Origin of the sequence: Massilia sp., from assembly GCF_031995545.1 — a bacterium.
GTDB lineage: Bacteria > Pseudomonadota > Gammaproteobacteria > Burkholderiales > Burkholderiaceae_D > Telluria.
In genome coordinates this window covers 20,394-47,160 of sequence record NZ_DAMAGA010000039.1, presented here as the reverse complement: position 1 = coordinate 47,160, position 26,767 = coordinate 20,394, and the positions used below count along the sequence as shown (strand labels likewise).

Annotated in this window: 27 protein-coding genes; 14 read left to right on the top strand and 13 right to left on the bottom strand. The window is 65.0% G+C overall.

Features of this window, described 5'->3' with window-relative positions:
* On the bottom strand, positions 1-424 hold a 424-nt coding region (locus RTQ83_RS20465), incomplete at its 3' end, for a contractile injection system protein, VgrG/Pvc8 family (protein WP_312518664.1).
* 148 nt (positions 425-572) lie between these two features.
* Between RTQ83_RS20465 and RTQ83_RS20460 the strand changes: the two genes are divergently transcribed.
* A complete protein-coding gene (locus tag RTQ83_RS20460) occupies positions 573-1,751 on the top strand; it encodes a hypothetical protein (RefSeq protein WP_312518661.1) in 1,179 nt (392 codons plus the stop codon).
* A gap of 5 nt (positions 1,752-1,756) precedes the next feature.
* Here the strand turns inward: RTQ83_RS20460 and kefC are convergent, their stop codons facing one another.
* The 5 genes from kefC to tsaE form a co-directional block, all read right to left on the bottom strand.
* Positions 1,757-3,556 (bottom strand): glutathione-regulated potassium-efflux system protein KefC, encoded by a 1,800-nt coding sequence (gene kefC, locus RTQ83_RS20455; RefSeq protein ID WP_312518658.1) that lies wholly within the window; start codon positions 3,554-3,556, stop codon positions 1,757-1,759.
* Positions 3,546-4,112: an NAD(P)H-dependent oxidoreductase gene (locus RTQ83_RS20450; protein WP_312518656.1), complete on the bottom strand. Its 567-nt coding sequence runs from the start codon at positions 4,110-4,112 to the stop codon at positions 3,546-3,548. Before RTQ83_RS20450 ends, kefC begins: the two co-directional genes overlap by 11 nt.
* 77 nt (positions 4,113-4,189) lie before the next feature.
* A complete protein-coding gene (locus tag RTQ83_RS20445; RefSeq protein ID WP_312518654.1) occupies positions 4,190-4,975 on the bottom strand; it encodes a D-hexose-6-phosphate mutarotase in 786 nt (261 codons plus the stop codon).
* Positions 4,976-4,977: 2 nt separating this feature from the next.
* Entirely contained in the window at positions 4,978-6,459 is a 1,482-nt protein-coding gene (locus RTQ83_RS20440; protein ID WP_312518650.1) for an N-acetylmuramoyl-L-alanine amidase, read from the bottom strand.
* Entirely contained in the window at positions 6,426-6,932 is a 507-nt protein-coding gene (gene tsaE / locus RTQ83_RS20435; RefSeq protein ID WP_312518648.1) for a tRNA (adenosine(37)-N6)-threonylcarbamoyltransferase complex ATPase subunit type 1 TsaE, read from the bottom strand. The genes RTQ83_RS20440 and tsaE overlap by 34 nt, the downstream gene beginning before the upstream one ends.
* Positions 6,933-6,986: 54 nt before the next feature.
* Between tsaE and queG the strand changes: the two genes are divergently transcribed.
* Complete coding sequence (queG, locus tag RTQ83_RS20430) at positions 6,987-8,084, top strand: tRNA epoxyqueuosine(34) reductase QueG (RefSeq protein ID WP_312518645.1); 1,098 nt, start codon at positions 6,987-6,989, stop codon at positions 8,082-8,084.
* Between the two features lie 27 nt (positions 8,085-8,111).
* Here the strand turns inward: queG and RTQ83_RS20425 are convergent, their stop codons facing one another.
* The 3 genes from RTQ83_RS20425 to RTQ83_RS20415 all read right to left on the bottom strand — a co-directional run bounded on the left by RTQ83_RS20425 (position 8,112) and on the right by RTQ83_RS20415 (position 11,335).
* Positions 8,112-8,492 (bottom strand): DUF3052 family protein, encoded by a 381-nt coding sequence (locus RTQ83_RS20425; RefSeq protein ID WP_312518643.1) that lies wholly within the window; start codon positions 8,490-8,492, stop codon positions 8,112-8,114.
* Positions 8,493-8,641: 149 nt separating this feature from the next.
* Positions 8,642-9,223 (bottom strand): response regulator, encoded by a 582-nt coding sequence (locus RTQ83_RS20420; RefSeq protein ID WP_312518641.1) that lies wholly within the window; start codon positions 9,221-9,223, stop codon positions 8,642-8,644.
* Positions 9,224-9,322: 99 nt separating this feature from the next.
* Entirely contained in the window at positions 9,323-11,335 is a 2,013-nt protein-coding gene (locus tag RTQ83_RS20415; protein WP_409456135.1) for a two-component system sensor histidine kinase NtrB, read from the bottom strand.
* A gap of 176 nt (positions 11,336-11,511) precedes the next feature.
* On the opposite strand from RTQ83_RS20415, the gene RTQ83_RS20410 reads away from it, so the two are divergent.
* From RTQ83_RS20410 to RTQ83_RS20390, 5 genes are all read left to right on the top strand, one after another.
* Positions 11,512-12,513 (top strand): TRAP transporter substrate-binding protein, encoded by a 1,002-nt coding sequence (locus RTQ83_RS20410; protein WP_312518638.1) that lies wholly within the window; start codon positions 11,512-11,514, stop codon positions 12,511-12,513.
* Positions 12,514-12,964: 451 nt separating this feature from the next.
* Entirely contained in the window at positions 12,965-13,498 is a 534-nt protein-coding gene (locus RTQ83_RS20405; RefSeq protein WP_312518636.1) for a methylated-DNA--[protein]-cysteine S-methyltransferase, read from the top strand.
* Entirely contained in the window at positions 13,471-14,376 is a 906-nt protein-coding gene (gene xerD, locus RTQ83_RS20400; RefSeq protein WP_312518633.1) for a site-specific tyrosine recombinase XerD, read from the top strand. Before RTQ83_RS20405 ends, xerD begins: the two co-directional genes overlap by 28 nt.
* A 78-nt stretch (positions 14,377-14,454) precedes the next feature.
* Positions 14,455-14,664 (top strand): hypothetical protein, encoded by a 210-nt coding sequence (locus tag RTQ83_RS20395; protein ID WP_312518630.1) that lies wholly within the window; start codon positions 14,455-14,457, stop codon positions 14,662-14,664.
* Positions 14,665-14,893: 229 nt separating this feature from the next.
* On the top strand, positions 14,894-16,987 hold the full coding sequence (locus RTQ83_RS20390) for an EAL domain-containing protein (protein ID WP_312518628.1): 2,094 nt from the start codon (positions 14,894-14,896) through the stop codon (positions 16,985-16,987).
* Here the strand turns inward: RTQ83_RS20390 and RTQ83_RS20385 are convergent.
* A complete protein-coding gene (locus RTQ83_RS20385) occupies positions 16,980-17,942 on the bottom strand; it encodes an endonuclease/exonuclease/phosphatase family protein (protein ID WP_312518625.1) in 963 nt (320 codons plus the stop codon). The genes RTQ83_RS20390 and RTQ83_RS20385 overlap by 8 nt on opposite strands.
* A gap of 38 nt (positions 17,943-17,980) precedes the next feature.
* On the opposite strand from RTQ83_RS20385, the gene RTQ83_RS20380 reads away from it, so the two are divergent.
* The 3 genes from RTQ83_RS20380 (at position 17,981) to RTQ83_RS20370 (ending at position 20,007) form a co-directional block, all read left to right on the top strand.
* Positions 17,981-18,472, top strand: a complete 492-nt coding sequence (locus RTQ83_RS20380; RefSeq protein WP_312518622.1) for an aminoacyl-tRNA deacylase — start codon at positions 17,981-17,983, stop codon at positions 18,470-18,472.
* Positions 18,473-18,587: 115 nt separating this feature from the next.
* Complete coding sequence (gene plsY, locus RTQ83_RS20375) at positions 18,588-19,223, top strand: glycerol-3-phosphate 1-O-acyltransferase PlsY (protein WP_312518620.1); 636 nt, start codon at positions 18,588-18,590, stop codon at positions 19,221-19,223.
* Positions 19,224-19,344: 121 nt separating this feature from the next.
* Positions 19,345-20,007 (top strand): DsbA family oxidoreductase, encoded by a 663-nt coding sequence (locus RTQ83_RS20370; RefSeq protein WP_312518617.1) that lies wholly within the window; start codon positions 19,345-19,347, stop codon positions 20,005-20,007.
* A 113-nt stretch (positions 20,008-20,120) separates the two neighbouring features.
* On the opposite strand, the gene RTQ83_RS20365 is transcribed toward RTQ83_RS20370, so the two are convergent.
* The 3 genes from RTQ83_RS20365 to RTQ83_RS20355 all read right to left on the bottom strand — a co-directional run bounded on the left by RTQ83_RS20365 (position 20,121) and on the right by RTQ83_RS20355 (position 23,322).
* A complete protein-coding gene (locus tag RTQ83_RS20365) occupies positions 20,121-20,966 on the bottom strand; it encodes an endonuclease/exonuclease/phosphatase family protein (protein WP_312518613.1) in 846 nt (281 codons plus the stop codon).
* A 177-nt stretch (positions 20,967-21,143) separates the two neighbouring features.
* Positions 21,144-22,184: a tRNA (adenosine(37)-N6)-threonylcarbamoyltransferase complex transferase subunit TsaD gene (tsaD, locus tag RTQ83_RS20360; RefSeq protein WP_312518611.1), complete on the bottom strand. Its 1,041-nt coding sequence runs from the start codon at positions 22,182-22,184 to the stop codon at positions 21,144-21,146.
* Positions 22,185-22,260: 76 nt separating this feature from the next.
* On the bottom strand, positions 22,261-23,322 hold the full coding sequence (locus RTQ83_RS20355) for a 3-deoxy-7-phosphoheptulonate synthase (protein WP_312518608.1): 1,062 nt from the start codon (positions 23,320-23,322) through the stop codon (positions 22,261-22,263).
* A gap of 159 nt (positions 23,323-23,481) precedes the next feature.
* Between RTQ83_RS20355 and ybiB the strand changes: the two genes are divergently transcribed.
* The 4 genes from ybiB to RTQ83_RS20335 all read left to right on the top strand — a co-directional run bounded on the left by ybiB (position 23,482) and on the right by RTQ83_RS20335 (position 26,720).
* Positions 23,482-24,471 carry a DNA-binding protein YbiB gene (ybiB, locus tag RTQ83_RS20350; protein WP_312518605.1) on the top strand — a complete coding sequence of 330 codons (990 nt, stop codon included), beginning with the start codon at positions 23,482-23,484 and terminating at the stop codon, positions 24,469-24,471.
* Positions 24,472-24,558: 87 nt separating this feature from the next.
* Complete coding sequence (locus tag RTQ83_RS20345; RefSeq protein ID WP_312518603.1) at positions 24,559-25,791, top strand: NAD(P)/FAD-dependent oxidoreductase; 1,233 nt, start codon at positions 24,559-24,561, stop codon at positions 25,789-25,791.
* Between the two features lie 109 nt (positions 25,792-25,900).
* Entirely contained in the window at positions 25,901-26,113 is a 213-nt protein-coding gene (rpsU, locus tag RTQ83_RS20340) for a 30S ribosomal protein S21 (RefSeq protein WP_005665410.1), read from the top strand.
* Between the two features lie 157 nt (positions 26,114-26,270).
* A complete protein-coding gene (locus tag RTQ83_RS20335; RefSeq protein ID WP_312518600.1) occupies positions 26,271-26,720 on the top strand; it encodes a GatB/YqeY domain-containing protein in 450 nt (149 codons plus the stop codon).
* The last annotated feature ends 47 nt before the right edge of the window (positions 26,721-26,767 follow it).

Below are 26,767 nucleotides of genomic sequence, written 5' to 3'. Positions count from 1 at the left end.
CTTCGGTAATCTCGAGTACGTTCTTATTGTGGAACGACCTGTTGTCCTTGCGCAGGCGGGCGAAGGCGAGCCAGGGTTCGAGCACCATCCGGTAGAAGGCGAAGCCGCCGTCGCTGCGCAGGAAGCGGAACTCGGTGATGTAGCCGTTGAAGTAGCGCTGGGATCCGTCTTCCCGCACCAGGGAGATCGTCACCATCCGGCCCATCAGTATTTTCAGCGGAATGCGCGGATCATCCGACAGAACCTCGACGTCAAAACGGAAGCTGCGCGACACCTCCTCATGAGCGACCAGCTTGTTAGGAAGAAGAATCGCAGGTGGCCCGTCCTTGAACGGAAAGTCGAGCCGCATGAGACGGTGGTGTTGAGATGCGTCGCTGAACGCTGACAGAGCGGCATCGACCGCGATTTCCAGACCTTCGCCCATTGATTGTCTCCGATGGCCCTTGGCCGTAGCGCACTTGGAAAGACCAGCGGCCAAGTTACCTTTTCGCTGCCAAGAAGAACTTGATTAGTCTCAACACGTTTCCCTGCTCCATCTCTAAAGTTTTCTGATGGTCTTCGCAGGAGGAGCAATGACGAAAAACTCGAAGGGCCTCGGCCAGGCCCGGGCCACAAGCACGACTGGCCGGGAGCAAACGCCGATGGATACGCTCGTCGACATCGGACCGGCTCTGGTTTGTAGCGCCATGGCCCGGTTTATTGGCCGGCCTTATCCGATACAGTTCCGGGCGCAGGGTGCGCTCGACGTCTGGCAGCATGCGCTTGGAAACACCAGGCTCTGGCTCCGCTGGCAGGATCCCGCCATCCTGTGCTGGCAGATCAGGCAGGAAATCCTGTGGCAGCTGGACAACATGCATCCGATGTCCGCGGTATCCGGACAGTTAAACGCAGCGGATCGTCAACGGCTCGCGTTTCAGGCCAGCACAAACCTGAAATACCATTTAAGCGAGGGAACAGTGGTCGAGGCCACGCCGGCGCTGGAAATGCTGCTGGCGAATTCGGACGTAGACTTGGGGCTGCCGATGAGCATGGTTGCGCCGCCTTATCGGGCCCAGTACCTGCGCTTTGGCGAGGTGGCCATGCGGTATCTGAAGGTGCCGGATGCGCAGTCTCCCGATCACTGCTTCGACGGGGCTTTCTGCTTCCTGACCCGGCACCATCCGAGCGGCGATGCGCAGGCCAAATGCTGGACGCTGGAACTCATCTTCATCAGCAAGCGCGAGAATGGCTACGGCGGCCATATCTCACTGCTTGGCCAAACGGACCGGGGAGACATCACGGTCGGCGAATGGCTGGCCGATGTTCTCGGTGGCGCTGCCGCAGCGGACGAAAGCGAGCTGCGTCGACCGCTGCATGCTGCGGTCAGCTACGTCGTACGCGTATTCCTGTACATGGCCTTGAAGCAGGCGCGCGTAATGCCTCATTCCGAGTACGACGAAGCGCTGCGCCGGGCCGCTGGATTAGGGGAACGCAAGCGCGCCAAGCTGTTGCAGAGATCGGCGTCGCTCTACAACGGGATACTTGTCGGTCCCGACGCATTGCCAGCTGGGGTTTCTGAAGGAGGAACGGGAGGGGGCGTGGCACCGCACTGGCGCCGTGGACATTTTCGGATGCAGCCTCACGGGACCGGCAATCATCAGCGCAAACTTATTTTCGTCGCGCCGGCGCTGATTCATGCGGAGCAGTTGAAGGGCGAGGTGCCGGCACCGAAATCATACCGGGCCGGCACTTCTGTCGTCAGTGCGATTTGATCACGCTAGGCCTCGCCATCCTCCGGCCCGCGCTTCATGGCCACGAAGTCGCGTTCGAACATGGCGTGCAATTCCTCCCGTGCACGCCGCGCCATTGACACATACTGGGCCCGGTTCTTGTAGTAGGGATACACCTCGAGCACGCTCTTGAGGTTGTGCTGCCGGAACCGCATCGAGGCCTGGCGCGCGAAGTAGGCGCCAAAGCCCAGTTCTTCCATCGCACGCCGCCCCAGCATCAGCGCCGATTCGAACGTTTCGCGTTCGATCACGGTCACCCCCAGGTCCATCAATTGATAGTAATGCGTCACGTTGCGGGCACGGGCCAGGATCGTCAGGTCCGGGAATTCGGCGCGTACCGCGGCGGCCAGCTTGATGCTGTCTTCGATGCCGTCGATCGCCAGCACCAGCGCCCGCGCGTGCTCGGCGCCGGCGGCATGCAGCAGGTCGAGGCGGGTGGCGTCGCCGTAATACACCTCGAAGCCGAAGTCGCGCAGGGTGTCGACATTGTCCGGATCGTGGTCGAGCATGGTCAGCGGCACCTGGTTGGCGTGCAGCAGGCGCGCCACGATCTGGCCGAAGCGGCCGAAGCCGGCCACGATCACGTGGTCGCGCCGGGCATCGACGGCGTCGTCGGCGCGCCGGTTCTGCCGTTGCCAGCGCGGTTCGAGCACGCGGTCGTACAGGATCAGCAGCAGCGGCGTGGCCATCATCGACAGCGCCACCACCACCACCAGGATCGAGGCGGTCTGCGGATCGAACACCTGCGCCGTGGCCGCCGCCCCGAACACGACGAAGGCGAACTCGCCGCCTTGCGACAGCAGGAAAGCGAACAGCAACTGCTGCCGTCCGCGCATGCCGAAGGCGCGCGCCAGCAGCCACAGCACGGCCAGCTTGAGCGCCAGGAAGGCCAGCGCGACCAGCACGATGCGCCAGGGCTGGGCCAGGAATACGCCGAAGTCGGCCGACATGCCGACCGCGATGAAGAACAGGCCCAGCAGAAGACCCTTGAACGGTTCCAGGTCGGTCTCGAGCGCATGGCGGTATTCGGAATCGGCCAGCAGCACGCCGGCCATGAAGGCGCCCAGCGCCATCGACATGCCGACCCATTGCATCAGCAGCGAGATCGAGATCACCAGCAGCAGGGCGAAGGCGGTGAAGATCTCGCGCATGCCGGTGCGCGCGATGAAGCGCAGCACCGGACGGATCAGGAAGCGGCCCGCCAGCACCAGGCCGCCGATCACGGCCACGGTCTTGAGCACGCCACCCCAGCCGGCGTCCGGATGCGCATCGTGCATGCCGAGCAGCGGCACCAGCGCGATCATCGGGATCGCGGCGATGTCCTGGAACAGCAGGATCGAAAAGCCGGCCTGGCCTGCCGGCGTCGGAATCAGGTTGCGTTCCTGCATGGTGGTCAGTGCGATTGCGGTGGACGACAGCGACAGCCCGAGCGACGCGATCAGCGCGATCTTCCAGTCGATGCCGGCCGCCATCGCCGCCGCCATCAGCAGCGCGGTGACGCCCGCCACCTGCGCCGTGCCCCAGCCGAAGATCGAGCGGCGCAGCGCCCACAGGCGCTTCGGCTCGAGTTCCAGGCCGATCACGAACAGCAGCAGCACGACGCCGAATTCGGCGAAGTGCAGGATGGTCTCGACTTCGCGGATCAGGCCCAGTCCCCAGGGCCCGATGGCGATGCCGGCCAGCAGGTAGCCCAGCACCGCGCCCAGGCCGAGGCGCTTGGCGACCGGCACCACGATGACTGCGGCTGCGAGGTAGACCAGGGCGTTGATCAGGACGTTATGCTCCATGGCCGGCTCCTGCGTCGTTGCCCGTCATGTAGCCGGTCAGCAGCGTGCGCAGCGCGGCGGCATGTTCGTCGGTTGCCTCGGCCGAGGCCGTGCCGGCACCGTAGAACACGTGCGGCGCCAGCCAGCGCATGCCGCAGGCGCCGACGCTCTGTTCGAGCGGCATCAGGTAATCCTCCAGCGGACGGCCGTGCCTGGCGCCTGCTTGATAATCGTCCGGCAGGTCGGCGCAGGCGACGGCGGCCAGCGCCAGCTTGCCGTGCAGGCCGCCGGGCTGCATGCGCGCCCACTCGGGCTTGAACACCGTATCGAACCACTCCTTGAGCAGGGCCGGCATCGCATACCAGCCGAGCTGGAAGACGAACACGACCAGCGGCGCCGCGTCGAGCAGCTCGCGTTCTCGGCGTACGTCGATGTAGAGGTCGGGATACAGCTGGTAGAGGTCCTGCACCTGGACGCCGGGCAAACCGGCGACGGCGTCCAGCACGCGGCGGCTGGTGCGCGAACGGTGTAGCGAGGAATCGGCAAAGATGACCAGGGCGCGCAGGTCGGGCGGCATGGAGAGTCCTTCGGCGGCAGTCAGATCGGAATGGCAATTTTACATTGCACTAACGAAATTGACGCAAGGCCGGAGGATCAGAAGATGCGGTAGCGGCCTTCCCAGGTCGTCCCTGGCGCCAGCAGGTCTTGCGCCAGCCGTGCCGGTTCGATGCAGACGAAGCGCTGGTATTCCATGTCGTCCATGTCCGCCAGCGCTGCCGTGTCGGCGGCGCCCGGATTCCAGACCACCGCGTCGGTGAAGCCTTCCTGCTCCAGTGTCAGGACCCGCGCCGGCGTCGCCAGCGTGATCGCGCCGCCGATCGCGGAATAGATCTTGTCCAGCTTGTCGTCGATCGCCAGCGTGCCCGGCTCGACGCCGTCGATGCGCACGTCGGCCAGGTGCGGCACCAGGTGATAGGTGTGCAGCGCGGCCGCGAACGGGAAGGGCGCATCGCCGCTGTTCTTTACCGTGAACGTCATGCGCAGTTCGTTGGCGCGCACCGTCACGCGCAGCGCCAGCGCGAACTGATACGGCCAGGCGGCGGCATGCGCCGGCGCCAGATCGCCTTCGCTCAATGCGAACTCGGTCCACGCAGCGCCATCCTCGACGCCGTTATCAAGCAGGCGCCAGTTGCTGACGCGCGCAAAACCATGGCGCATGCCGCTGCCCTGTTCGGCGAACTGGGGAAAGATCACCGGCACCCCGCCGCGGATCGCGCGGCTGCCGTCGAGTGCCGAACGCTCGCTCATGAACATGCGCTCGCCACCATCCGCGCCGACCCACGACACCAGGTGCGCGCCATACAGCGTGACGACGGCAACGGCACCGTCCGGCGCCGTGATCCGCACGGCAGGCAATTGTCCGAAGGTGATGTGTTCCATGTTCAAGTCTGGCGGCTCTTGGCCATCGGCGGATTGTCGGAGAAGTAGCGGCGGATGCCCTTGGTGATGGCGTCGGCCAGTTGATCCTGGTAGCCGTCGTCGTTCAGCTTGGCTTCCTCCTGCGGGTTCGAGATGAAGGCGGTCTCGACCAGGATGGACGGGATGTCCGGCGCCTTCAGCACCGCGAAGCCGGCCTGCTCGACCGAGGCCTTGTGCAGGCGGTTGATGCCGCCGATCTCGCCCAGCACGGCCTTGCCGAGCTTGAGGCTGTCGTTGATCTGGGCCGTGGTCGAGAGGTCGAACAGCACGCTGGCCAGGTGCTTGTCGGTGCTGCTGCCGAACTGGGCGCCGCCGATCAGGTCGGCCCGGTTCTGGTCGTTCGCCAGCCAGCGCGCCGCGCTCGAGCTGGCGCCTTTTTCCGACAGCACGAACACCGACGAGCCGCGCGCGTCCGGCTTGATCCAGGCGTCGGCGTGGATCGAGACGAACAGGTCGGCCTGCACCTTGCGCGCCTTCTCCACGCGCTTACCCAGCGGCACGAAATAGTCGCCGTCGCGGGTCAGCATTACGCGGGTGTTCGGCATCTGCTCCAGCTTGGCCTTCAGGCGCTTGGCCACCGACAGCACGATGTCCTTCTCGCGGCTGCCGCGCGCGCCGATCGCGCCCGGGTCTTCGCCGCCATGGCCGGGGTCGAGCGCGATGGTGACCATGCGCGCCACTTTCTGCGTCGGCACGGTCGGCTTGCCGCGCGCCGGCGGCGGCTGGATCGGCTGCGCCGGCGGCGTGCCCTGCAGGCCGGACATGGCCGATTCGAGTTTGGCGATCGCATCCGGCGCGGCGTTCGGCCGGGTCGCCGGCGCCACCGGCGGCGGGGTCGGGATCTGCACCGGCGGCGTGCCGGCCACCGGGTCGCCCAGCGTGGTGGTGCTTTCGGCCACGGCGGTGGTGGAGCCGGGGCTCCAGTCGCCTTTTTCGATCAGGGCCGCAATCGGATCGACTTCCTTGATCGGATACAGGTCGAAGATCAGGCGGTGCTGGTAGCCGGCCACCGGGGCCAGCGTGAACACCTGTGGTTTCACTTCTTCCTTCAGGTCGAACACCAGGCGCACCACGTTCGGGCGGTTCTGGCCGACCCGCACCTGCTTGATGTACGGGTCGTTCGGTTCGACCTTGGCGACCAGGCTCTTCAGCGTATTGCTCAGGCCGAGCCCCTCGATATCGACCACCAGGCGCGGCGGATCGGGAATCAGGAAGTGCTCGGTCTTGAGATCGGTGTCGTTTTCGAGCGTCACCCGTGTGTAGTCGTCGGCAGGCCACACCCGGACCCCGAGGATCTGGTTGGCGAACGCCGGCAGCGGCGCGACGACGGACAGCAGCAGGGTGCCGCCAGCTTTCAGCAGAACGCGGCGGCGCGAGGACCTGGGCTGGCCGGCGGGCTGGTCAGCGGAATTCAGGGGGGAGGAAAGGCGAGACGGTCGAGGCATAGCAGGCCTAATTCGGACAACGCCTGCAATTCTACCTCACGGCCGTGCCCGCTAACGTTGAGCAGGACGCGTACGTCGGGCGATGGCAACACCGGATCGCCTTTTTCCGGCCACTCGACGATACAGACGTTGTTGCCGTCGAAGTCTTCGCGGAATCCTGCGTCCAGGAATTCTTCCGGGCTCGACATGCGGTACAGGTCGTAGTGGATGATGTTCAGCGGCTTGCCGTCCAGCATCACCTTGTACGGCTCGGACAGGGTATAGGTCGGGCTTTTCACGGTGCCGATGTGGCCCGCGGCATGGATCATGGAACGCGTGAGCGCGGTCTTGCCGGCGCCGAGGTCGCCGTGCAGGTAGATCACCAGTCCCGGCTGCAGGGCGCGGGCCAGCGCGGCGCCAAGGGCGGCGGTGGCCGACTCGTCCGCGAGATAGTGCCGACGATGTGGCTGGGATTCGGCTTTGATAGGCTGCATCGAATAAAATAACGGGTTGTGCAGCGTCATGCGCTGCGGTGTTGTCTTCTTTCCATGTCCACTTACCCAGATCTTATTGCCGACCTTCCCGAGCTGGCGCGCGCCATCAAGACGTGGGGCGTCGAGCTCGGCTTTGCCGACGTGCGCATCGCCGACGTCGACCTGGCGCACCTGGAAGCGGGGCTGCAGGCCTGGCTCGATGCGGGGTTCCATGGCGAGATGGATTATATGGCAAGCCACGGCATGAAGCGTGCGCGCCCGGCGGAGCTGGTGCCGGGCACGGTGCGCGCGATCGTGGCGCGCATGGATTATCTGCCGGATAGCCGTGAGGGCGACTGGCGCGCCCAGGAACGCCTGCGCCACGCCGATCCGGACGCCGCCGTGGTCTCGGTGTACGCCCGCGGCCGCGATTACCACAAGGTGTTACGCAACCGCCTGCAGTCATTGGCCGAGCGCATCCAGGGCGCGATCGGACCGTTCGGCTACCGCGCCTTCACCGATTCGGCGCCGGTAATGGAATTGCCGCTGGCCGAAAAAGCCGGCCTCGGCTGGCGCGGCAAGCACACGCTGCTGCTGTCGCGCGCGGCCGGCTCGACCTTCTTTATCGGCGAAATCCTGGTCGATCTGCCCTTGCCGGTCGATCCGCCCACCGGCCGCCACTGTGGCCAATGCAGCGCCTGCATCGATATGTGCCCGACCGGCGCCATCCTCGGCCCCGGCCGGCTGGATGCGCGCCGCTGCATCTCCTACCTGACGATCGAATTGAAGGGCGCGATCCCCGAAGAGTTGCGGCCGTTGATCGGCAACCGCATCTACGGCTGCGACGATTGCCAGGTGGCCTGCCCGTGGAACAAGTTCGCGCAGCGCGCGGCGGTGCCCGATTTCGACGAGCGCAACGGCTTGGGCGAGGGCGACCTGGTGACGCTGTTCGGCTGGGAAGAAGCGGAATTCAACCGCCGCATGGAAGGCAGCCCGATCCGCCGAATCGGTCACGAGCGCTGGCTGCGCAATCTGGCGGTGGGGCTGGGCAATGCTGCTGACGCTAAACGGGGCAACGCGGCCATCGTGGCGGCCTTGCGGGCCAGGAGCGAACACCCGTCGGAGCTGGTGCGCGACCACGTGGCATGGGCGCTGGCGCGCCACGGAGAATAAGCGGGCCCGAGGGGCGCCGCTGCTGCATTACATTTCGATGCGCTTCAGGCGCAGGCCCGACCAGTCGCCGTCGATCGAGATCATCGCCACCGCGGTGATGCCGTTTTCCTTGGCATAGGCATTGATCGAGTCGCGGTTGATGTCAGTCGCCTTGGACGCGGTCTGCTTCAGGTAGGCGATCCACAGCGAACCTTTTTCGCCCAGCTTGTCCTTGGCGATTGGCAGGTATTGCTCGAGATCCTTGCGATGCATGCAGAACATCAGGATCACGTCGAACGGGCCATCGCCTTCCTTCACCAGTTCGGCTGGCATCTGTGCGGCAACGGTGGGATTGGCTTGGCCGTTCAGGATCAGCATCGACTTCGCCGTCCTCAAAAACATCTTGTCTGCAACTGTCTTTTCGTTCATTGGAGTTCCTAAAAGAGAGTGTGCATCGCGGCGCGTGGCCGCGGCGCGTTCAAGTTTATTTTACAAGGCTTCCCTGATTCAGCAGGGCACGTTGGCGCGCGGCATCATGAGCCGAATGAACGTGTGGGGACGCTTGGGAACGAACGGTTTTATTTGAGCAAGCCGGCCAGCTCGACCGCCGTCTTGACCTGCATCTTGTCGAAGATATGTGCCCGGTGTACCTCGACCGTGCGCATGCTAATACCGAGTTTATCCGCCACGACCTTGTTCATCATCCCGGCCAGGATCAGATCCAGCACTTCGCGCTCGCGCGCCGACAGCGTGGCCAGGCGCGCCTGCACGCCGGCCGAGGCGGCCGCCTTGCGCGACGCCGCCAGCGCTTCTTCGACCCGGTCCATCAGCACATTGTCATTGAACGGTTTCTCGAAGAAATCAAAAGCGCCGCGCTTGAGTGAATCGACCGCCATCGGCACGTCGCCGTGGCCGGTCAGGAAGATCACAGGCAGGCTCGGCAGCAGACCGCGGCCGATCAGCTGGTCGAACACGGCGATGCCGTTCATGCCCGGCATGCGCACGTCGAGCAGCACGCAGTCGCCGCTGTCGTCGAGGGTGCCGACCGCATCCAGGAATTCCTGACCGCCGGCATAGCCGCGCGCCGTCAGGCCGCGCGATTGCGCCAGCCAGGCGAGCGAATCCCGAATGACGTCTTCGTCGTCGACGATGTGCAGCATGCGTGTCTCCGTAGGGGCGGGATGGGCAGGGCGCGCTCCCGGTTCTGTTGTGTCGATTCAATTGGCGCGTCCCAATCCGGAGCGCGCCGCAGACGAATTTTAGCCCAGCGCCCGGCTCGCCGCTTGCGCCGGCAGCGAAAAGGTGAACACGGTGCCGCCGACTGGGTGCGGCGCATGGGTCAGCGTGCCGCCATGGAACTCGATCGCGGTGCGGCAGATCGACAGCCCCATGCCCATGCCTTCGGCCTTGGTGGAATAGAAGGGCGAGAACAGGCGCTCGGCCACCTCCGGCGAAATGCCGTGGCCGCGGTCAATCACCGACACCGCCACCTGGCCATCCTCGTGGTCGGCTTCGATGCGCAGCACGCGCTGCTCGGGGCGGGTGTCCTGCATCGCCTCGATCGCATTGCGGGTCAGGTTCAGCAGCACTTGCTCCAGCAGCAGGCGGTCGGCCAGCACCGGCGGCAAGCCGGGCGGCAAGTGTACGCGCAGGGCCACGCCGGCCTGGCGCGCCTGCAGTTCGACCAGCGCGCGCACGCCGTCGATCACGCTGCGGATCGAGACTTCCTCGCGCACCGGTTCGCGTTTCTTGACGAACTCGTGCACGCTGCGGATGATCTGGCCGGCGCGCTGCGCCTGCTGGCGCGCCTGTTCCAGCGGATGGCGCAGCATGCCCGGTTTCAATTCCTCGCCGGTATTGGCGGCACGCTCGAGCAGGTTCAGCGCACCCGCCGTATAGCTCGAGATCGCCGCCAGCGGCTGGTTCAGTTCGTGCGCCAGCATCGACGACAGCTCGCCCATGGTGGCCAGGCGCGCGCTGGTCTGCAGCTTTTCTTCCTGCTGGCGGTTCAGTTCCTCGACCCGCTTGCGGTCGGTGATGTCGAGCACCGAACTCATCCAGCCGGTATGGCGGCCGTTGCGTTCGACCAGGGGCGATTCGAACACCAGCACCGGCACCCGGGTGCCGTCCGAGCGCTGGAACACGGTCTCGAATTGCGGCGTGACCTTGCCCGACAGGATGCCCTGGAATCGCTCCTCGTACTCGGCGGTGGCTTCCGGCGCCCAGTAGGCCATCGGCGGCTTTTTACCGATCAATTCCTCAGCCGGCAAGCCGACGATCTGGCAGAAGGCCCGGTTGACATACGTGACGCGGCCCTCCAGGTCGCGCGCGCGCAGGCCGGTCAGCAGCGAGTTTTCCATCGCCGTGCGAAACGCCATCTGCTGGCGCAGCGCGCGTTCGGCGGCCAGTGTGCGTGAGATGTGGCGCCACAGCGCGGCCAGGCTGAGCAGCAGGCCGAGCGCCAGCACGATCACCGAGCCGACCAGCAGGTTCGGCAGCAGCCTGGGCGCGCCTTTTACGCTGTTGGTGGACAGCACCAGCTGGGCGCCGGGCAGGTCGAGTTCGCGCTGGTGGGTATAGACGCCGCGGCCGGGGCCGCCCGAGGCGCGGCGCGCCACCGTCAGTTCGTTGCGGTCGAGCAGGGACAAGGCATTGTCCTGGGCGAACCACCAGGGCACGGTTTCGTCGAGCAGTACCTGCAGGCTATAGGTCGCCACCAGGCTGCCCATGAATTTGCCGCCGCGGAACAAGGGCAGATACAGATCGATCAGGCCGTGGGTCGAGGGCGTGGCGCCGTACGGCTCGCTATAGCGCCCGCGCCGCATTGAGCGCGCCATTTCGCCGGCCTGCAAAGTGGTGTCGGGCAGGCCGGCAGCGGGCAGGTCGCTGCCGTGGGTGGCCATCACGGCGCCGTCGGCATCGGTCCAGACCACGCGCACCAGTTCCGGGCCGTTCTTGAACATCTGCGTGAAGCGCGCCTGCAGCTTGGCTTCGGCCATCGGCGCCACCACCAGGTCGGCGCCGAGCGCGGACAGCGCTTCTTCGCTGCGCGCCAGCTCGAAGCGCAGCGTCTGCTCGACCCACAGCGTGTCGGCGATCAATTGTTCCTGACGCTCGGTGCTTTCCATCTGGCGCGCCTGCCACGGCAGCCAGATCAGCACCGCCAGGAACAGCAGCACCAGCAGCATCGGCACCAGCCAGCGCATGAAGCGCCAGGCGCGGCGCGTGCGCTGGCGCTGTTCCGGCAGGCTTGGGTCGATGGGAATTGTCATGCTGGGTCCTGGTTTGGTTACACTGTCGAGCTGTTGTGGAAGTCCACGATGGCCGGGTGGGCGTCGGCGGCGCATAGTTGCGATCGAGTATGGCGTCCACTACCGGCCGTCCGCTACTGGCCGTCCGCTACCGGCCATCCACCATAGTAACGTCTGATTAGGAAGAACGAACCGTCATGCCGCTTTCTGCCTTGGCCGCCCGCGTCCTGTTGTCCGTCTGTGCCGCGCTGGCCGCCGTCCCTGCGTCGGCGCAAGGTCCTATCGTCATCAAGTTCAGCCACGTGACGGCGCCCGACACGCCCAAGGGCATGGCCGCCGAACGCTTCAAGGAACTGGCCGAACGCATGACCAATGGCCAGGTGCGGGTCGAAGTGTATCCGAACAGCCAGCTCTACAAGGACCGCGAGGAACTCGAAGCCCTGCAGCTCGGCGCGGTGCAGATGCTGGCGCCGTCGCTGGCCAAGTTCTCGCCGCTGGGCGTGAAGGAATTCGAAGCCTTCGACTTGCCCTATATTTTCCCGGACAAGGCAGCGCTGTACAAGGTGACCGAGGGCCGTATCGGCGCCGACCTGCTGCGCAAGCTCGAGCCGAAAGGCATCACCGGCCTGGCGTTCTGGGACAATGGCTTCAAGATCATGTCAGCCAACAAACCGCTGCTGGCGCCGCGCGACTTCCAGGGATTGCGGATGCGTATCCAGGCCTCCAAGGTGCTGGATGCGCAAATGCGGGCATTGGGCGCGCGCCCGCAGGTGCTGGCGTTTTCGGAAGCGGCGCCGGCGCTGCGCGACGGCGTGGTGGAGGGCACCGAGAACACGCCGTCGAACATGTACACCCAGCGAATGCACGAGACCCAGTCGCACCTGACCGTGTCGAACCATGGCTACCTGGGCTACGCGGTGATCGTCAACCGGAAATTCTGGAACGGCTTGCCGGGCGGGATCCGCAGCACGCTGACGCGCGCCATGCGCGAAGCGACCGCCTATGAAAAAACGATCGCCCAGCGCGCCAACGACGATGCCATGGAGCAGATCCAGCAGGCCGGCACTACCCGCATCCATACCTTGTCGCCTGCCCAGCAGGCGGAATGGCGCCGTGCCATGCTGCCAGTGTATGGACAGATGGAAAATCGTATCGGAAAAGAGTCCGTGCGCGCCATCCTGCGCGAAGTAACAAGGTAAAATTTAACTGCGGCAAGTGTTAATGCCGTTTTCTTTATAAGTAAAATAATTTTGCGCATTTGTGGTCGAAAACATACGTTTTCTCACGGCATTTGCGTTATGATGGGGACCGGTCGCACTGCTATGGTGCGAACCGAACAGAATTAGCACTAAACAAGTAAAAATAAGTAGAACAAATCAAGAACGATTGCAACGCAACGGTTTTGGGGGAGTAACACAAAAGAACGGTAATCCATACCGGAGATATTCGAGGAGACACCACGTTTTACAGAAAGCCATCCGAATGGCCGGAAACGTGAACCCGAATTGGAGCGCACCCGACGGTGCGCTTTTTTTTCGTCCTATGGTCTAACAATGGAGCGCGCCTACTAGTCCCGCCTGTTGTCAGCGGTTAAGATACTGCATGCGATGGCAGGCGCCGCCGGCGTCCCGTCCTCCGCACCCCGAGACCATGAAAACCGATCCCGCCAGCCAGATTTTCAACGCCATCGTGCCCGCCCCGTTCGGCGCGCTCGGCATCCGTACCGTCGACGACCGGGTCCGTGAACTGGTCTACCTGCCGCCCGCGTTCGAAGAAAAAGCGCCTGACAGTGCCGTTGCCGAGCTGGCCGCGCGCCAGGTCGCGCACTACCTGGGCGACCCCGACTTCGCCTTCGACCTGCCGCTGCACGAAGCCGGCACCGAGTTCCAGCGCAAGGTGTGGGCGCGCGTCAAGACCATCCCGCGCGGCAGCGTACGCACCTATGGCCAGCTGGCCAAGCTGCTGGAGTCGGCCCCGCGCGCGGTCGGCCAGGCCTGCGGCGCCAACTGGTTTCCTTTGATCATTCCCTGCCACCGGGTCACGGCGGCGGGCGGTCTGGGCGGCTTTTCGAACCACGACGACGAGAATGGTTTCCACCTCTCGGTCAAGCGCTGGCTGCTACGCCACGAAGGCGCCACCGCGCATGCAATGATCCCATGGCAGCAGCAGGCAATCTGGCCCTGATCGACGAGTTCTGCGACACGCTCTGGCTGGAGCAGGGCTTGGCGAAGAATTCCCTGGACGCCTACCGGCGCGACCTGCGCCTGTTCGCCGGCTGGCTGGAAAGCACGCGTCCCGCCCACGCCGGCCTGCTGGCGGTGGGGCCGCACGACCTGACGGCTTATTTTGCCGAACGCCACCCTGAATCGCGTCCGAGCACGGCCAACCGCCGGCTGTCGGTGTTCAAGCGCTTCTATGGGCTGGCCTTGCGCCGCGGCCAGATATCGGAAGATCCGTGCCTGAAAATGCCGTCGGCACGCCAGCCGCTGCGCCTGGTGAGCACGCTGACCGAAGGCCAGGTCGAAGCCCTGCTGGCCGCGCCCGATACCTCGACCCCGCTCGGTTTGCGCGAGCGCACCATGCTGGAACTGATGTATGCCAGCGGCCTGCGGGTATCGGAACTGGTGGACCTGAAACTGGTCGAAGTCAGCCTCAACGACGGCGTACTGCGCATCACCGGCAAGGGCAGCAAAACGCGCCTGGTGCCGTTCGGCATGGAAGCGCGGCAATGGCTGGAACGCTACCTGAAGGATGCGCGCGGCATCATCCTGAACGGCAAGATCGACGACGCCCTGTTCGTTACCGGCCGTGGCGGACCGATGACGCGCCAGATGTTCTGGATCCTGGTCAAGAAGCATGCCGCCAAAGCCGGTATCCAGGGCCCGCTGTCGCCGCACACGCTGCGCCACGCCTTTGCCACCCATTTGCTGAACCACGGCGCCGACCTGCGCGTGGTGCAACTGCTGCTCGGCCACGCCGATATTTCGACCACGCAGATCTATACCCATGTTGCGCGCGAGCGCCTGAAACACCTGCACGCCCAGCATCATCCCCGCGGTTAGGGCAAGCCACGCGCGTCGCGCTGGTCCATAATGGCCGTGCGAAGCGGCATCCTCCCGACCAACCACAGCGAGGTGACTATGGCACGGAATAATTTCCAGTACGAAAAGCGGCAGCGGGAACTCGAAAAGAAGCGCAAGGCCGAGGAAAAGGCCAAGCGCAAGCTGGACGCGAAGCAGGCGCCGGCCGACGGCGGCGACGGCCAGGCCGGCGTCACCGGCGATGGCGGCGATGCCGTGCCGGAAGACGCCCAGGCGAATTCAGAGGCGGCGCCACCGAGCATCGCCTGATTTGAACTATTGGCACCAGCGACGGTCTGAACCCACAACAAGCCGTCAATAACTCTTTGGTCGCCATGCGGTGCATCTCTATACACGATGTGCCGCGCGCGCATTCGTATGCCTGTTGCATACGCGTTTGCGTGCTCACAAGCGCTCCGGTCCGGCCCCGGAAAACAATGACGGTGTTGTCCGCCTGTTGATTGTTCTTTCCTGATCGTTGCCGATCGAAAGGCCTGTCGTGAGCGAAAACCTGGCTGATTCCTTCGCCGCGCCGAATGACGCCGGGCCCAGTCCCGATGCATTCGGCTGGCTGCGCCACTTCGTCACCGCGCTCGAACTGGCGCCGGCGGTGGCGGTGCATTCGATGGACCGTGCCGGCTCCATCCGTTTCTGGAACCATGCCAGCGAGCAGCTGTACGGCATCGCCTCGGCGGCGGCGGTCGGCCAGCCGTTCCGCCAGCTGGTGCTGCACCTCGAGCGCCAGGACGAGTTCGAAGAAGTGATTGCCCGCATCTGGACCACCGGCGAGGCGCCGCCGCCGCGCGACTGGGAAGTCGAATCCAGCGCCGGCCGGCGCCACTGGGTGTATTCCTGCCACTATCCGGTCAAGCACGACGGCGTGATGCAGGAAGTGTTCTGCATGGAAGTCGACATCACCGCGCGCAAGGAAGCCGAGAGCAATCTGCAGCAGGCGGCCCAGGTGTTCCAGAACGCGCGCGACGCCATCATCATGATGGATGCCGAATACCGGGTGCGCGCGGTCAACGCCGCCTTCACCAGCATCACCGGCCACAGCGCCGAGAGCATCGTCGGCCAGCCGCTGGCCAGCCTGGGCTGGGACGCCGACGACGGCTTTTACGAACGCATCTGGGCCGAGCTCGACGGCAAGGACCACTGGGAAGGCGAGCTGGCCGGCCTGCGCAGCAACGGCCAGCGCTATCCGGTGCGCGTGGCGCTGACCGCGATCCGCGACGCGCATGGCGACGTCAGCAGCTATATGGCGATGCTTTCCGACATCAGCGAGCGCAAGCGGGCCGAGGAGCAGGTGCGCCACCAGGCCGAGCACGACGCCCTGACCGGGCTGCCCAACCGCATCCTGTTCCTCGACCGCCTGCACCAGGCGCTGGCCACCTGGCGCCGCCAGCACGACCGTTTCGCCGTCATGTTCCTCGACCTCGACCGGTTCAAGGCGATCAACGACACCCACGGCCACCAGGCCGGCGACATCGTGCTGCGCGAAGTCGCCACCCGCCTGCGCGCCTGCGTGCGCGCGGTCGACACCATCAGCCGCCTGGGTGGTGACGAATTCGTGGTGCTGCTGGCCGATATCAAGGGCGCCGACCAGGCCGCCCACGTGGCCGGCGCGGTGACCCAGGCGGTGGCGCGCCCGATCGACATCGGCGGCCAGTCGTTGGCGCTGTCGACCTCGATCGGCGTGGCGCTGTGCCCGGACGACGGCGACGACGTCGAGACCCTGCTGCACCATGCCGACGTCGCCATGTACCACGCCAAGCAGGACGGGCGCGATACCTTCCGCTTCTTCAGCCCGGCGATGAACGCGCACGTGATCGAACGCGTCGAGCTCGAGAACCGCCTGCGCCAGGCGCTCGACAGCGGCGAATTCCTGCTCGAATACCAGCCCGAAGTCGAAGTGGCGAGCGGGCGCGTGCACACGGTGGAAGCGCTGCTGCGCTGGCGCCATCCCGAGCGCGGCCTGCTGCTGCCGCGCGACTTTTTACCGGCGGCCGAGGAATCCGGCCTGATCGTGCCGATCGGCGAATGGGTGCTGCACGAAGCCTGCCGCCAGGCGCGCGTCTGGCAGGATGTCGGCCACCCGGTGACGGTGGCGGTGAACCTGTCCGACGCCCAGCTGGCGCATACCCGCCTGCCGACCGCGATCGACGCCGCCCTGGCCGAAGCCGGCCTGGCGCCGCAGGCGCTCGAACTGGAGATCGCCGAAGATGCACTGATCCGCAACGAAGCCACTTTCGCCGCCACCGCGCAGGCGCTGCGCCAGCGCGGCGTGCAATTGAGCGTGGACCGTTTCGGTACCGGCCTGTCGAGCCTGGAAGCACTGCGGCGCTTTCCGCTCACCAAGCTCAAGATCGACCGCAGCTATGTGGGCGACGTCGGCCACGACCCGGTCGACGCCGCCATGGTGCCGGCGATCATCGCCGTGGCGCGCAGCCTGCAGTTGCGGGTGGTGGGGGAGGGTGTCGAGACGCCGGCCCAGCTCGAATTCCTGCGCCAGCATGGTTGTGACGATTACCAGGGCTTCCTGGCCAGCGCCGCCAGCGCGCAGCCGGATCTGGAACCGATCGCGATCACGTAGGGTCGCCCGCCTGCTGGAACAGCCTGATCCTCGCCAGCACCTGCCCATGGTCCGACGCTTCCGGCAAGCCAAGGTTCAGGTGATCGTTCAGGTACACCACATCCACCACTTCCCCGATCGCTTCCGGTAGCGCCGGATTGAACTCGGGCGACACCAGGATGTGGTCGATGGTCGAATGGCGCGTGTCGTGCAGGATCGAGAACCCCACGTGGCGCTGGTGGTCGAGCCGGCGCTGCACCTGCACCGCGTCATACAGGCGCTCGTTCGGCGGCGTGCCTTCGCCCAGCACGATCTCGGTGGTGACCGAGTCGGCGACGTCGTTGAAGTCGCCCAGCACGATGCGCGGACGGCGGTTGACGTGGCCCATCTCGGTCAGCAGCACGCGCAGCGCGGTGGCTTCGGTGCCGCGCCGTACCAGCGAGCGCAGGCAGGCCAGCGCGTACAGGTGCGGATCGGCGCCGCTGTCGCTGGAACGGTAGTCGGGACGGCGCGACTTGAGGTGCACCACCACCACGTCGATGGTCACGCCGGGCGCCGCGATCACGCCGGCATGCAGCGGGGCGCGGGTAAAACGGTCGGGGTCGCGGCTGCCGGGCGGCATCGAAACGTTCGACGGAAACATGCCCAGCGCCGAACCCGGCTCGGCCAGCGGCAGGCGCGACACCAGCGCCACGCTCGGGGTCAGGCGCGGGGCCAGCGGATCGGGATCGAAGCCGACGTGGTGGGCGTCGCGATAGCGCCGGGTGCGGCGCAGCACTTCGCGCAGGACGCTTTGCGAAAAGATTTCCTGGAAGCCGATCACGTCGGCATTGATCAGGTCGAGCTGGTGCGCTGTCCAGTCGAGCTTGGCCTCGTACTCTTCAGGCGTGGTGGGCGCGAGATTGTCGTACAGGCGGACGCCGGGCGGGGCCAGGTTGAAAGTGTTGAAGGTGGCAAACCGTATTTCTTCCTGCATAATAGAAACCCCTGTTATTCGTATTTAGCGTACCACGCATGGCCAAGAAAGAGCACGTGTCAGAGACACCGGCGACGCAATTCCTGCGCAAGCACGGCGTCGTCTTCTCGGAGCACCCCTACGATTACGAAGAGCACGGCGGCACCTCGGTGTCGTCGCGCGCGCTCGGCGTGCCCGAACACGACGTGGTCAAGACCCTGGTGATGCAGGACGAGGCGGCGCGCCCGCTGGTCGTGCTGATGCACGGCGACTGCAAGGTCTCGACCAAGAACCTGGCGCGCGCGATTCCCTGCAAATCGGTCGAGCCGTGCAAGCCGGACGTGGCGCAGCGTCATTCGGGCTACCTGGTCGGCGGCACCTCGCCCTTCGGCATCCGCAAGGCGATGCCGGTGTACGTGGAAGAGAGCATCCTGGCCCTTGGCAAGATCTACATCAACGGTGGCCGCCGCGGCTACCTGGTCGGCATCGATCCGTGCGTGCTGGTCGACGTGCTCAAGGCGCGGCCCGTGCAATGCGCGCTGGCCGAGTAGCTTTCGCCGCCGGCTTCCGATGGTGTATATTCACGCACCAATTTCCGGTAAGTACGCCTGATAACACCATAAGCATGCTGCATAACAGCAGGCCGGATCACACGAAAGAGACCCGATGAACACCCTGATTGCCACCATTGCCGCCTACCTGCTCGGCTCGATTTCCTTCGCGGTCGTGATGAGCCGCGCGTTCGGCCTGAACGACCCGCGCACCTACGGCTCCAAGAACCCCGGCGCTACCAACGTGCTGCGCAGCGGCAGCAAGAAGGCGGCGATCGCGACCCTGATCGGCGACGCCGCCAAGGGCTGGCTGGCGGTATGGCTGGCGGTGCGCTTCGGCGCCGACTTTGGTATCGACGACGACGGCATCGCGCTGGTCGCGATCGCGGTATTCCTGGGCCACCTGTGGCCGGTGTTCTTCCGCTTCGTCGGCGGCAAGGGCGTGGCCACGGCGCTCGGCGTGCTGCTGGGCATTAACGTCTGGCTCGGCCTGGCCACCCTGGCCACCTGGCTGATCATCGCCTACGCCTTCCGCTATTCCTCGTTGGCAGCACTGATCGCGGCGATCTTCGCGCCGCTGTACTACGGCCTGCTGTTCGGCGCCGACAGCATCCTGTTCGCCGTGATCGTGATGAGCGGCCTGCTGGTGTGGCGCCACAGCAGCAATATCGGCAACCTGATCGCCGGCAAGGAATCGAAGATCGGCAGCAAGTCGGCCGGCGCCAAGAAGGCCAAGCAAGAGTCCAAGTAAGACCGTGTCCCCGAGCCGCCTGGCCGCAATGGCCGGGCGCGCGCTGAAATTCTCCCCAGGCGTTACCATAGCTCTTGAATGCGGCGCCTTCGCGCCGCGCAAGACTGAAAGGTGGTGCCCTGTGAGCAAACAACTCAGGATCGATTTCGTGTCGGACGTCTCGTGCCCGTGGTGCGCGATCGGCTTGAAATCGCTGGAACAAGCCCTGCTGAAGGTGGGGGAAGACGTGAAGGTCGACCTGCATTTCCAGCCCTTCGAACTCAATCCCGACATGGGCCCGGACGGCCAGGACATCGTCGAGCACGTGACCCAGAAATATGGCGCCACGGCCGAGCAGCAGGCAGCCAGCCGCGAGACCATCCGCGCGCGCGGCGCCGCGGTCGGCTTCACCTTCGACATGGAGCGGCGCGGCCGCATCTATAACACTTTCGACGCGCACCGCCTGCTGTCCTGGGCCGAAGAAGAGGGCAGCCAGCGCCAGCTCAAGCAAGCCTTGCTCGAAGCCTATTTCACCCGCTGCGAAGACCCGAGCAACCACGACGTGCTGCTGCGCACGGTGGAGAGCGTCGGCCTGGACCGCGAGGTGGCCGAGCGTATTCTGAAGTCGGACGAGTACGCCGACGAAGTGCGCCAGCGCGAGCAGTTCTTCCTGCGCGCCGGCATCAAGTCGGTGCCGGCGGTGATCATCAACCAGAAGCACCTGATCTCGGGTGGCCAGCCGCCGGAAATCTTCGAGCGTGCACTGCGCGAGATCCCGGCGTACGAAGCGCCTGCCGCGGCGTAATCGTAGGGTTGGCGGCTGTGCCGCCGACGCGTTCAATTCCGGCATGCTCTGCCGTGACGCGGGCACTGTTTGAACGCGTCGGCGGCGGAGCCGCCAACCCTACAGTTCGGGTGTTACAGCAACTCCAGCACCACCGGCTGGTGGTCCGACGCCGCCGTCTCCGACTGTACGTCGATCGCTTTCAAGCGCGGCGCCAGGTCGTCGGTCACAAAGAAATAGTCATAGCACTCAGGCCGCTCCGGCCACGGGAACCCGTGCAGCCCGGTAGTCGGCGCACGCGCCATGTCCCCGTGCACCACGCGCCAGGCATCCACCAGCGGCAAGGCGCCGTTCTCCGGCGCCGCCAGCAGCGCGCGGTAATCGTCGGCATCCGGTGCCAGATTGAAATCCCCGCACAGGATCGCCGATCCCGGCCGGAAGCCCAGCTGGAACGGCGCATCCAGGCTCGGATCGGGCTGGAACAGCCGCGCCCGCGCGCACGCTTCGGCATGCAGTTCGCGGATGCGCCCGATCTGCGCCATGCGCTGTACCGGCGAATAGTATTCGAGATGCGTGGTCAGCAAGCGCAGCTTGCCGGTTGGTGCATCGACCACGGTTTCCAGCAGGCCGCGCGGCATGCCGGCCGGATGTGCCGGGTCGGCCGGCCACGGCAGCAGGTGGCGGTGCACTTGCGAAATACGGTATTTGGAGAGGATCAGGTTGCCGAACAGGCGCGGGACATTGTTCTTGTAGATTTCGCTCGGCGCATGCTCCATCGCATGGTAGCCGCCGAAGGCGCCGGCGAGCTGCTTGAACTGGTTGGCGCTGGCGCTGCCTTCGAGCTCGGGGTGGTTGGCGGCCACCTCCTGCAGGCAGATCACATCGGGATTCAGGCGGCGCAATACGTCGATGATCGCATGGATCCTTATCCGTCCGTCCTTGCCGCAACCCCAACGAATATTCCAGCTTACAACGCGCATTGTTCACCTCCGTAAATCTTGACCGTAGGATATTGCCATCGTTTGGCGAGAGACGGTCACACCGTAGGATCGGTGTCAGACTGGCAAGTTCAATGCTGAAGCGCTCCAAAAGAGCAGGCGCGACGGGCCGGAATCGGCAGCGTCGCGCCCGCTATTCAGCTGTCATGCCGATGACATTCAGGCAGCTTCGAGCTCATCCAGAGGCCAGCGCGGACGCACATTGAAAGCGTAATCGCGCTGCGCCAGATCGGGATTGCGCTCGAGGCGCATGGCGCCGGCGAACGCGATCATGGCGCCATTGTCGGTGCAGAATTCCAGCTCCGGATAATAGACCTTGAACTTGCGCTTGACGGCCGCCGCATCCAGTGCCGCGCGTAACTGGCGGTTGGCGCCGACCCCGCCCGCGATCACCAGACGTTTGAGGCCCGTATGCTTGAGTGCATTCACACACTTGGCTACCAGCACGTCCACAATCGCATCGACGAAGCCACGCGCGATATTCGCCTTGTCCTGCTCGCAAATATTCGCCACCACCTTTTCTTCGTGGTTCTTCACCACGGTCAGCACCGCGGTCTTCAGGCCCGAGAAGCTGAAATTGAAATCCTTCGAATGCAGCATCGGACGCGGCAGCGTATAGGCGGTCGGATCGCCGAACTCGGCCAGGCGCGAAATCGCCGGCCCGCCCGGATAGCCCAGGCCCAGCAGCTTGGCCGACTTGTCGAAGGCTTCGCCGGCGGCGTCGTCCAGCGTCTCGCCCAGCAGCGTGTAGCGGCCGACGCCATCGACCCGCATCAGCTGGGTATGGCCGCCCGACACCAGCAGGGCCAGGAACGGAAACTCGGGCCGCTCCGACGCCAGCAGGGGCGACAGCAGGTGCCCCTCCAGGTGGTGCACGCCCAGCACCGGCTTGTCCAGCGCCAGCCCCAGGCTGCAGGCGACCGAAGAGCCGACCAGCAGCGCCCCGGCCAGGCCCGGCCCCTGGGTATAGGCAATGGCGTCGATGTTCGATGCAGGAATCGCGGCGCGTTTCAGCACCTCGTCCAGCAGCGGAATGGCGCGCCGGATATGGTCGCGCGAAGCGAGTTCCGGCACCACGCCGCCATACTCTTCGTGCATGGCCACCTGCGAGTGCAGGGCATGGGACAGCAGGCCGCGCTCGGTGTCATACAGAGCAAAGCCGGTTTCATCGCAGGAGGATTCGACGCCGAGAACGATCATGGGGGAGGCAAAAGAAGAAAAGCGGAACCGCAGATTTTACCCCGGGAACGAGCGTCCCCGGGAGCGCACGGCATTTTTACGGGCGTTGCAGCAGTTCTTGATGCGCGCTGCGCAACATCGCCTCGGTTTCTTCCCAGCCGATGCAGCCATCGGTCACCGAGCAGCCGTATTTCAGTTGCGACAGGTCGGCGGGAATTGCCTGGTTGCCGCTGACGATATTCGATTCGATCATCACGCCCACCAGCGAACGGTTACCGTGGCGGATCTGCTGGATCACGTCCGACATCACCAGCGGCTGCAGTTCAGGCTTCTTGTAGCTGTTAGCGTGCGAGCAATCGACCACCAGATTGGCCGGCAGCTTGGCCTTTTCCAATGCCTGCTCGGCAATGGTCACCGACACCGAATCGTAGTTCGGGCGACCGCCGCCACCGCGCAGCACCACATGGCCGTAGGCGTTGCCGCTGGTGCGCACGATCGCCACCGAGCCCTGGTCGTTGATGCCGAGGAAGGCGTGCGGGCTGGACGAGGACAGCACGGCATTCACCGCGATGCTGACGTCGCCGTCGGTGCCGTTCTTGAAGCCGACCGGAGTCGACAGGCCGGATGACATTTCGCGGTGGGTCTGCGATTCGGTGGTGCGCGCGCCGATCGCGGTCCAGGCGATCAGGTCGCCCAGGTATTGCGGCGAGATCGGGTCCAGCGCCTCGGTCGCGGTCGGCAAGCCCAGCTCGCACACATCGAGCAGGAAGCGGCGCGCACGTTCCATGCCGACATCGACGCGGAACGAATCGTCCATGAACGGATCGTTGATATAGCCCTTCCAGCCGGTGGTGGTGCGCGGCTTCTCGAAATACACGCGCATCACCAGCACCATGGTGTCCTTGACCTCTTCCTGCAGCGCCTTGAGGCGGCGCGCATAGTCGAGGCCGGCTTCCGGATCGTGGATCGAGCAGGGGCCGACCACGACGAACAGGCGCTTGTCCTTGCGGTCGAGGATATTGCGGAGCAGGGCGCGGCCCTGCATCACGGTGGCGAAGGCGGCGTCGCTCAGCGGCAGGGTGGCGTGCAGCTCGACCGGCGTGGGCATGCGGGCGAACGAGCTGACGTTGGTGTTTTCGATATCGGGCGTACTGATCATGATGCTGTATGGGAGTCTCTTGGGGGATTGACCAGTGTAGACGGAAATTGCTGCACGTGCACATGGTTCGGCGCAAAACCATTGCTCGCAGGATATAGATGACAGCGTTGGCATGGCACGAGCTGCATCAGGGCCACGATTCCCGTGTATCCTTTTGCCATGACAACCGAACACCAACCAGACCAGGCGCGCTTTGCCGCCGCCCCCTTTATCAAGGAAATCGGCCGCGGCGTCAAAGGCGCGCGCAGCATGTCGCGCATTGATGCCCGCAACCTTTACGGCGCCATGCTGCAGGGAAGGGTGTCGGACCTGGAACTGGGCGCGGTCCTGCTCGCCATGCGCATCAAGGGCGAGGCGGTGGATGAGCTGGCCGGCTTCATGGACGCCGCCGAAGCCTCGTTCGCGCCACTGCCGAGCCCGCCGGGCGAATTCGCTCCGATCCTGATCCCGACCTACAACGGCGCGCGCAAGCTGGCCAACCTGACCCCGCTGCTGGCCTTGCTGCTGGCGCGCGAAGGCGTGCCGGTGCTGGTACACGGCGTCAAGAACGATCCGGGCCGCGTGACCACCGCCGAGATCCTGGCCGAGCTCGGCCTGGCCGAGGCCGGCTCCACCGCCGATCTGATGGACGCCTTCGCCGCCCGCCGCCCGGCCTTCATGCCGATCGAACGGCTGGCGCCGCAGCTGGCCCACATGCTGTCGCTACGCCGCGTACTGGGCGTACGCAACTCGACCCATACCCTGGTCAAGATCCTGCAGCCATTCGACGGCCCGGCACTGCGCCTGGTGTCGTACACCCACCCCGAGTACCTGGAAACGCTGGGCAGCTATTTCCTGCAAGCCGCAAATGACACCCGCGGCGACGCCTTCCTGATGCGCGGCACCGAGGGCGAAACCGTGGCCCACCCGCACCGCGCCCAGCGCATCGACTGGTTCCATGAGGGACAGCAGGCGCTGCTGGTGGAGCGCGACGCGCCGACCGACCTGCAATCCGACGTGCCGGACGGACGCGACGCGGCCACCACCGCGGCCTGGATCGGGGCCGCCCTGCGCGGCGAGGTGCCGGTGCCGGCCTCGATCGCGACCCAGGTAGCGCACTGCGTGCAAGTGTCGCGCGCCATCCGCCAACGCCAGCCCGTGTCGGCCTGAGTTGCAGCCAGGCTACTGACTGCGAACGCTCCGCCGGATTACAATGGCAGGTTTGGGCAAGCGCGCGAGCGCCAGGAAGACGGCAGCATGGCAAAACAATATGATGTGGCGGTAATCGGCGCGGGCGCGGCCGGCATGATGTGCGCGGCCGTGGCGGCGCAGGGCGGCAAGCGCGTGGTGCTGCTCGACCATGCGACCAAACTGGCCGAGAAGATCCGCATCTCGGGCGGCGGCCGCTGCAATTTCACCAACGTCAATGCCGCGCCGCAGAACTTCCTGTCGCAGAACCCGCACTTCTGCAAGAGCGCGCTGTCACGCTACACGGCGCAAGACTTCCTTGCCCTGGTCAAGAAGCACCGCATCGCGTATCACGAGAAGCACAAGGGCCAGCTGTTCTGCGACGACTCGAGCGAGCAGATCATCGGCATGCTGCGCGCCGAATGCGAACTCGGCGGCGTGCAATGGTGGATGCCGTGCAAGGTCGGCGGCGTGCGCAAGAGCGACACCGGCTTCACGGTCGAGACCGATCAGGGCGAGCTGCAGGTAGCCAATGTCGTGGTCGCCACTGGCGGCCTGTCGATCCCGAAGATCGGCGCGACCGACCTCGGCTATCGCATCGCCAGCGGCTTCGATCTGAAGATCATCGAGACCCGTCCCGGCCTGGTGCCGCTGACTTTTGATGGCCCCAGCTGGCAGCCGTTCGTGCCGCTGGCCGGCATCGCGCTCGAAGTGGAAGTCAGCACCGGCAGCGGCAAAGGCAAGGGCGCACGGGGTGGATCTCAAACCAATGGTCACTTCCGCGAAGACCTGCTGTTCACCCACCGCGGCCTCTCGGGCCCGGCAATTCTGCAGATTTCCAGCTACTGGCAGCCGGGCACGCCGATCGTGCTGAACCTGCTGCCCGAGATGGACGTCGCCGAGACCCTGATCGGACTGAAGAAAACCGAGAAAAAGCAGTTGGGCAATGTGCTGGCCCAATGGCTGCCGGCGCGCCTGGCCGAAGGCCTGTTGCTCGGCAATGATTTCGATCCAACTGCACGCCTGGCCGACATGGCCGACGCCAAATTGCGCAAGCTGGGCGACGCCATCAACCGCTGGGCCATCGTCCCGACCGGCTCGGAAGGCTACAAGAAGGCCGAGGTGACGCTGGGCGGGGTCGACACGCGCGAGCTGTCGCAGCAGACCATGATGGCGAATAAAGTGCCGGGTTTATATTTCGTCGGCGAGACGGTCGACGTCACCGGCTGGCTGGGTGGCTACAACTTCCAATGGGCCTGGGCCTCGGGCGTGGCGGCCGGTCTGGCGCTGGCTGCAACGTGAGAAATTGACGATGTGGCAAATGCATCACATCTTGATAAAAGCTTCCACTGGGCTTGAAATGCTGCTAGAATTTCGTTCTTCCCTAAATCCAACGGTTTGAATTTTTTACATGACCACTATCCGCCTTAAAGAAAACGAGCCGTTTGAAGTCGCAATGCGTCGCTTCAAGCGCACCATCGAAAAGACCGGTCTGCTGACGGAACTGCGCGCACGCGAGTTCTACGAAAAGCCAACCGCTGAGCGCAAGCGCAAGCTGGCCGCTGCAGTGAAGCGCCACTACAAGCGCATCCGCAGCCAGCAACTGCCGAAGAAACTGTACTAAGACAGTCCAGCCGGCCAAGACCCGGTGACGGCATTGCCTGTCCCGGCGAGTCGCTGATGTCCGCAAGCCCGCTCCGGTTTCGCCGCAGCGGGTTTTGTCGTTTGGCTGCGGGTTATTGATGAGCTCGCAGCCCCATTTCATCTAACACGGAGATCCCATGAGCTTGAAAGAACAACTGACCGACGACATGAAAGCCGCGATGCGCGCCAAGGAAAGCGGCCGCCTGGCGGCAGTGCGCCTGATCATCGCCGAAGTCAAGCGCAAGGAACTCGACGAACAGACCGAGCTGAACGACACCCAGGTGCTGGCCGTGATCGAAAAGATGATCAAGCAGCGCAAGGATTCGATCACCCAGTTCGAAGCCGGCGGCCGTGCCGACCTGGCGGATATCGAAAAGGCCGAACTGGCCATTCTGTCGACCTATATGCCGGCCGGCCTGTCGGACGAAGAGATTGCTGCTGAAGTCGCGGCGGCCGTGGCTGCTACCGGCGCTGCCGGTCCGGGCGATATGGGCAAGCTGATGGGCGTGCTCAAGCCGAAGCTGGCTGGTCGTGCTGACATGACCGTGGTGTCGGCGCTGGTAAAGAAGGCGCTGGCTGGCGCGTAAGCCATTCTGTTGTTAGCTTAAAAACCGTCATCCCCGCGAAGGCGGGG

Coding starts and splice junctions, on each gene's coding strand:
- RTQ83_RS20335 (WP_312518600.1), top strand. CDS start 26,271: ATGAGCTTGAAAGAACAACTGACCGACGACATGAAAGCCGCGATGCGC.
- RTQ83_RS20440 (WP_312518650.1), bottom strand. CDS start 6,459: ATGCCTCGACCGTCTCGCCTTTCCTCCCCCCTGAATTCCGCTGACCAG.
- RTQ83_RS20405 (WP_312518636.1), top strand. CDS start 12,965: ATGAAAACCGATCCCGCCAGCCAGATTTTCAACGCCATCGTGCCCGCC.
- RTQ83_RS20445 (WP_312518654.1), bottom strand. CDS start 4,975: ATGGAACACATCACCTTCGGACAATTGCCTGCCGTGCGGATCACGGCG.
- RTQ83_RS20380 (WP_312518622.1), top strand. CDS start 17,981: ATGGCCAAGAAAGAGCACGTGTCAGAGACACCGGCGACGCAATTCCTG.
- RTQ83_RS20450 (WP_312518656.1), bottom strand. CDS start 4,112: ATGCCGCCCGACCTGCGCGCCCTGGTCATCTTTGCCGATTCCTCGCTA.
- RTQ83_RS20385 (WP_312518625.1), bottom strand. CDS start 17,942: ATGCAGGAAGAAATACGGTTTGCCACCTTCAACACTTTCAACCTGGCC.
- plsY (WP_312518620.1), top strand. CDS start 18,588: ATGAACACCCTGATTGCCACCATTGCCGCCTACCTGCTCGGCTCGATT.
- RTQ83_RS20395 (WP_312518630.1), top strand. CDS start 14,455: ATGGCACGGAATAATTTCCAGTACGAAAAGCGGCAGCGGGAACTCGAA.
- tsaD (WP_312518611.1), bottom strand. CDS start 22,184: ATGATCGTTCTCGGCGTCGAATCCTCCTGCGATGAAACCGGCTTTGCT.
- RTQ83_RS20420 (WP_312518641.1), bottom strand. CDS start 9,223: ATGCTGCACATCGTCGACGACGAAGACGTCATTCGGGATTCGCTCGCC.
- RTQ83_RS20365 (WP_312518613.1), bottom strand. CDS start 20,966: ATGCGCGTTGTAAGCTGGAATATTCGTTGGGGTTGCGGCAAGGACGGA.
- kefC (WP_312518658.1), bottom strand. CDS start 3,556: ATGGAGCATAACGTCCTGATCAACGCCCTGGTCTACCTCGCAGCCGCA.
- tsaE (WP_312518648.1), bottom strand. CDS start 6,932: ATGCAGCCTATCAAAGCCGAATCCCAGCCACATCGTCGGCACTATCTC.
- xerD (WP_312518633.1), top strand. CDS start 13,471: ATGGCAGCAGCAGGCAATCTGGCCCTGATCGACGAGTTCTGCGACACG.
- RTQ83_RS20425 (WP_312518643.1), bottom strand. CDS start 8,492: ATGAACGAAAAGACAGTTGCAGACAAGATGTTTTTGAGGACGGCGAAG.
- RTQ83_RS20460 (WP_312518661.1), top strand. CDS start 573: ATGACGAAAAACTCGAAGGGCCTCGGCCAGGCCCGGGCCACAAGCACG.
- RTQ83_RS20415 (WP_409456135.1), bottom strand. CDS start 11,335: ATGACAATTCCCATCGACCCAAGCCTGCCGGAACAGCGCCAGCGCACG.
- RTQ83_RS20345 (WP_312518603.1), top strand. CDS start 24,559: ATGGCAAAACAATATGATGTGGCGGTAATCGGCGCGGGCGCGGCCGGC.
- RTQ83_RS20410 (WP_312518638.1), top strand. CDS start 11,512: ATGCCGCTTTCTGCCTTGGCCGCCCGCGTCCTGTTGTCCGTCTGTGCC.
- RTQ83_RS20355 (WP_312518608.1), bottom strand. CDS start 23,322: ATGATCAGTACGCCCGATATCGAAAACACCAACGTCAGCTCGTTCGCC.
- ybiB (WP_312518605.1), top strand. CDS start 23,482: ATGACAACCGAACACCAACCAGACCAGGCGCGCTTTGCCGCCGCCCCC.
- queG (WP_312518645.1), top strand. CDS start 6,987: ATGTCCACTTACCCAGATCTTATTGCCGACCTTCCCGAGCTGGCGCGC.
- rpsU (WP_005665410.1), top strand. CDS start 25,901: ATGACCACTATCCGCCTTAAAGAAAACGAGCCGTTTGAAGTCGCAATG.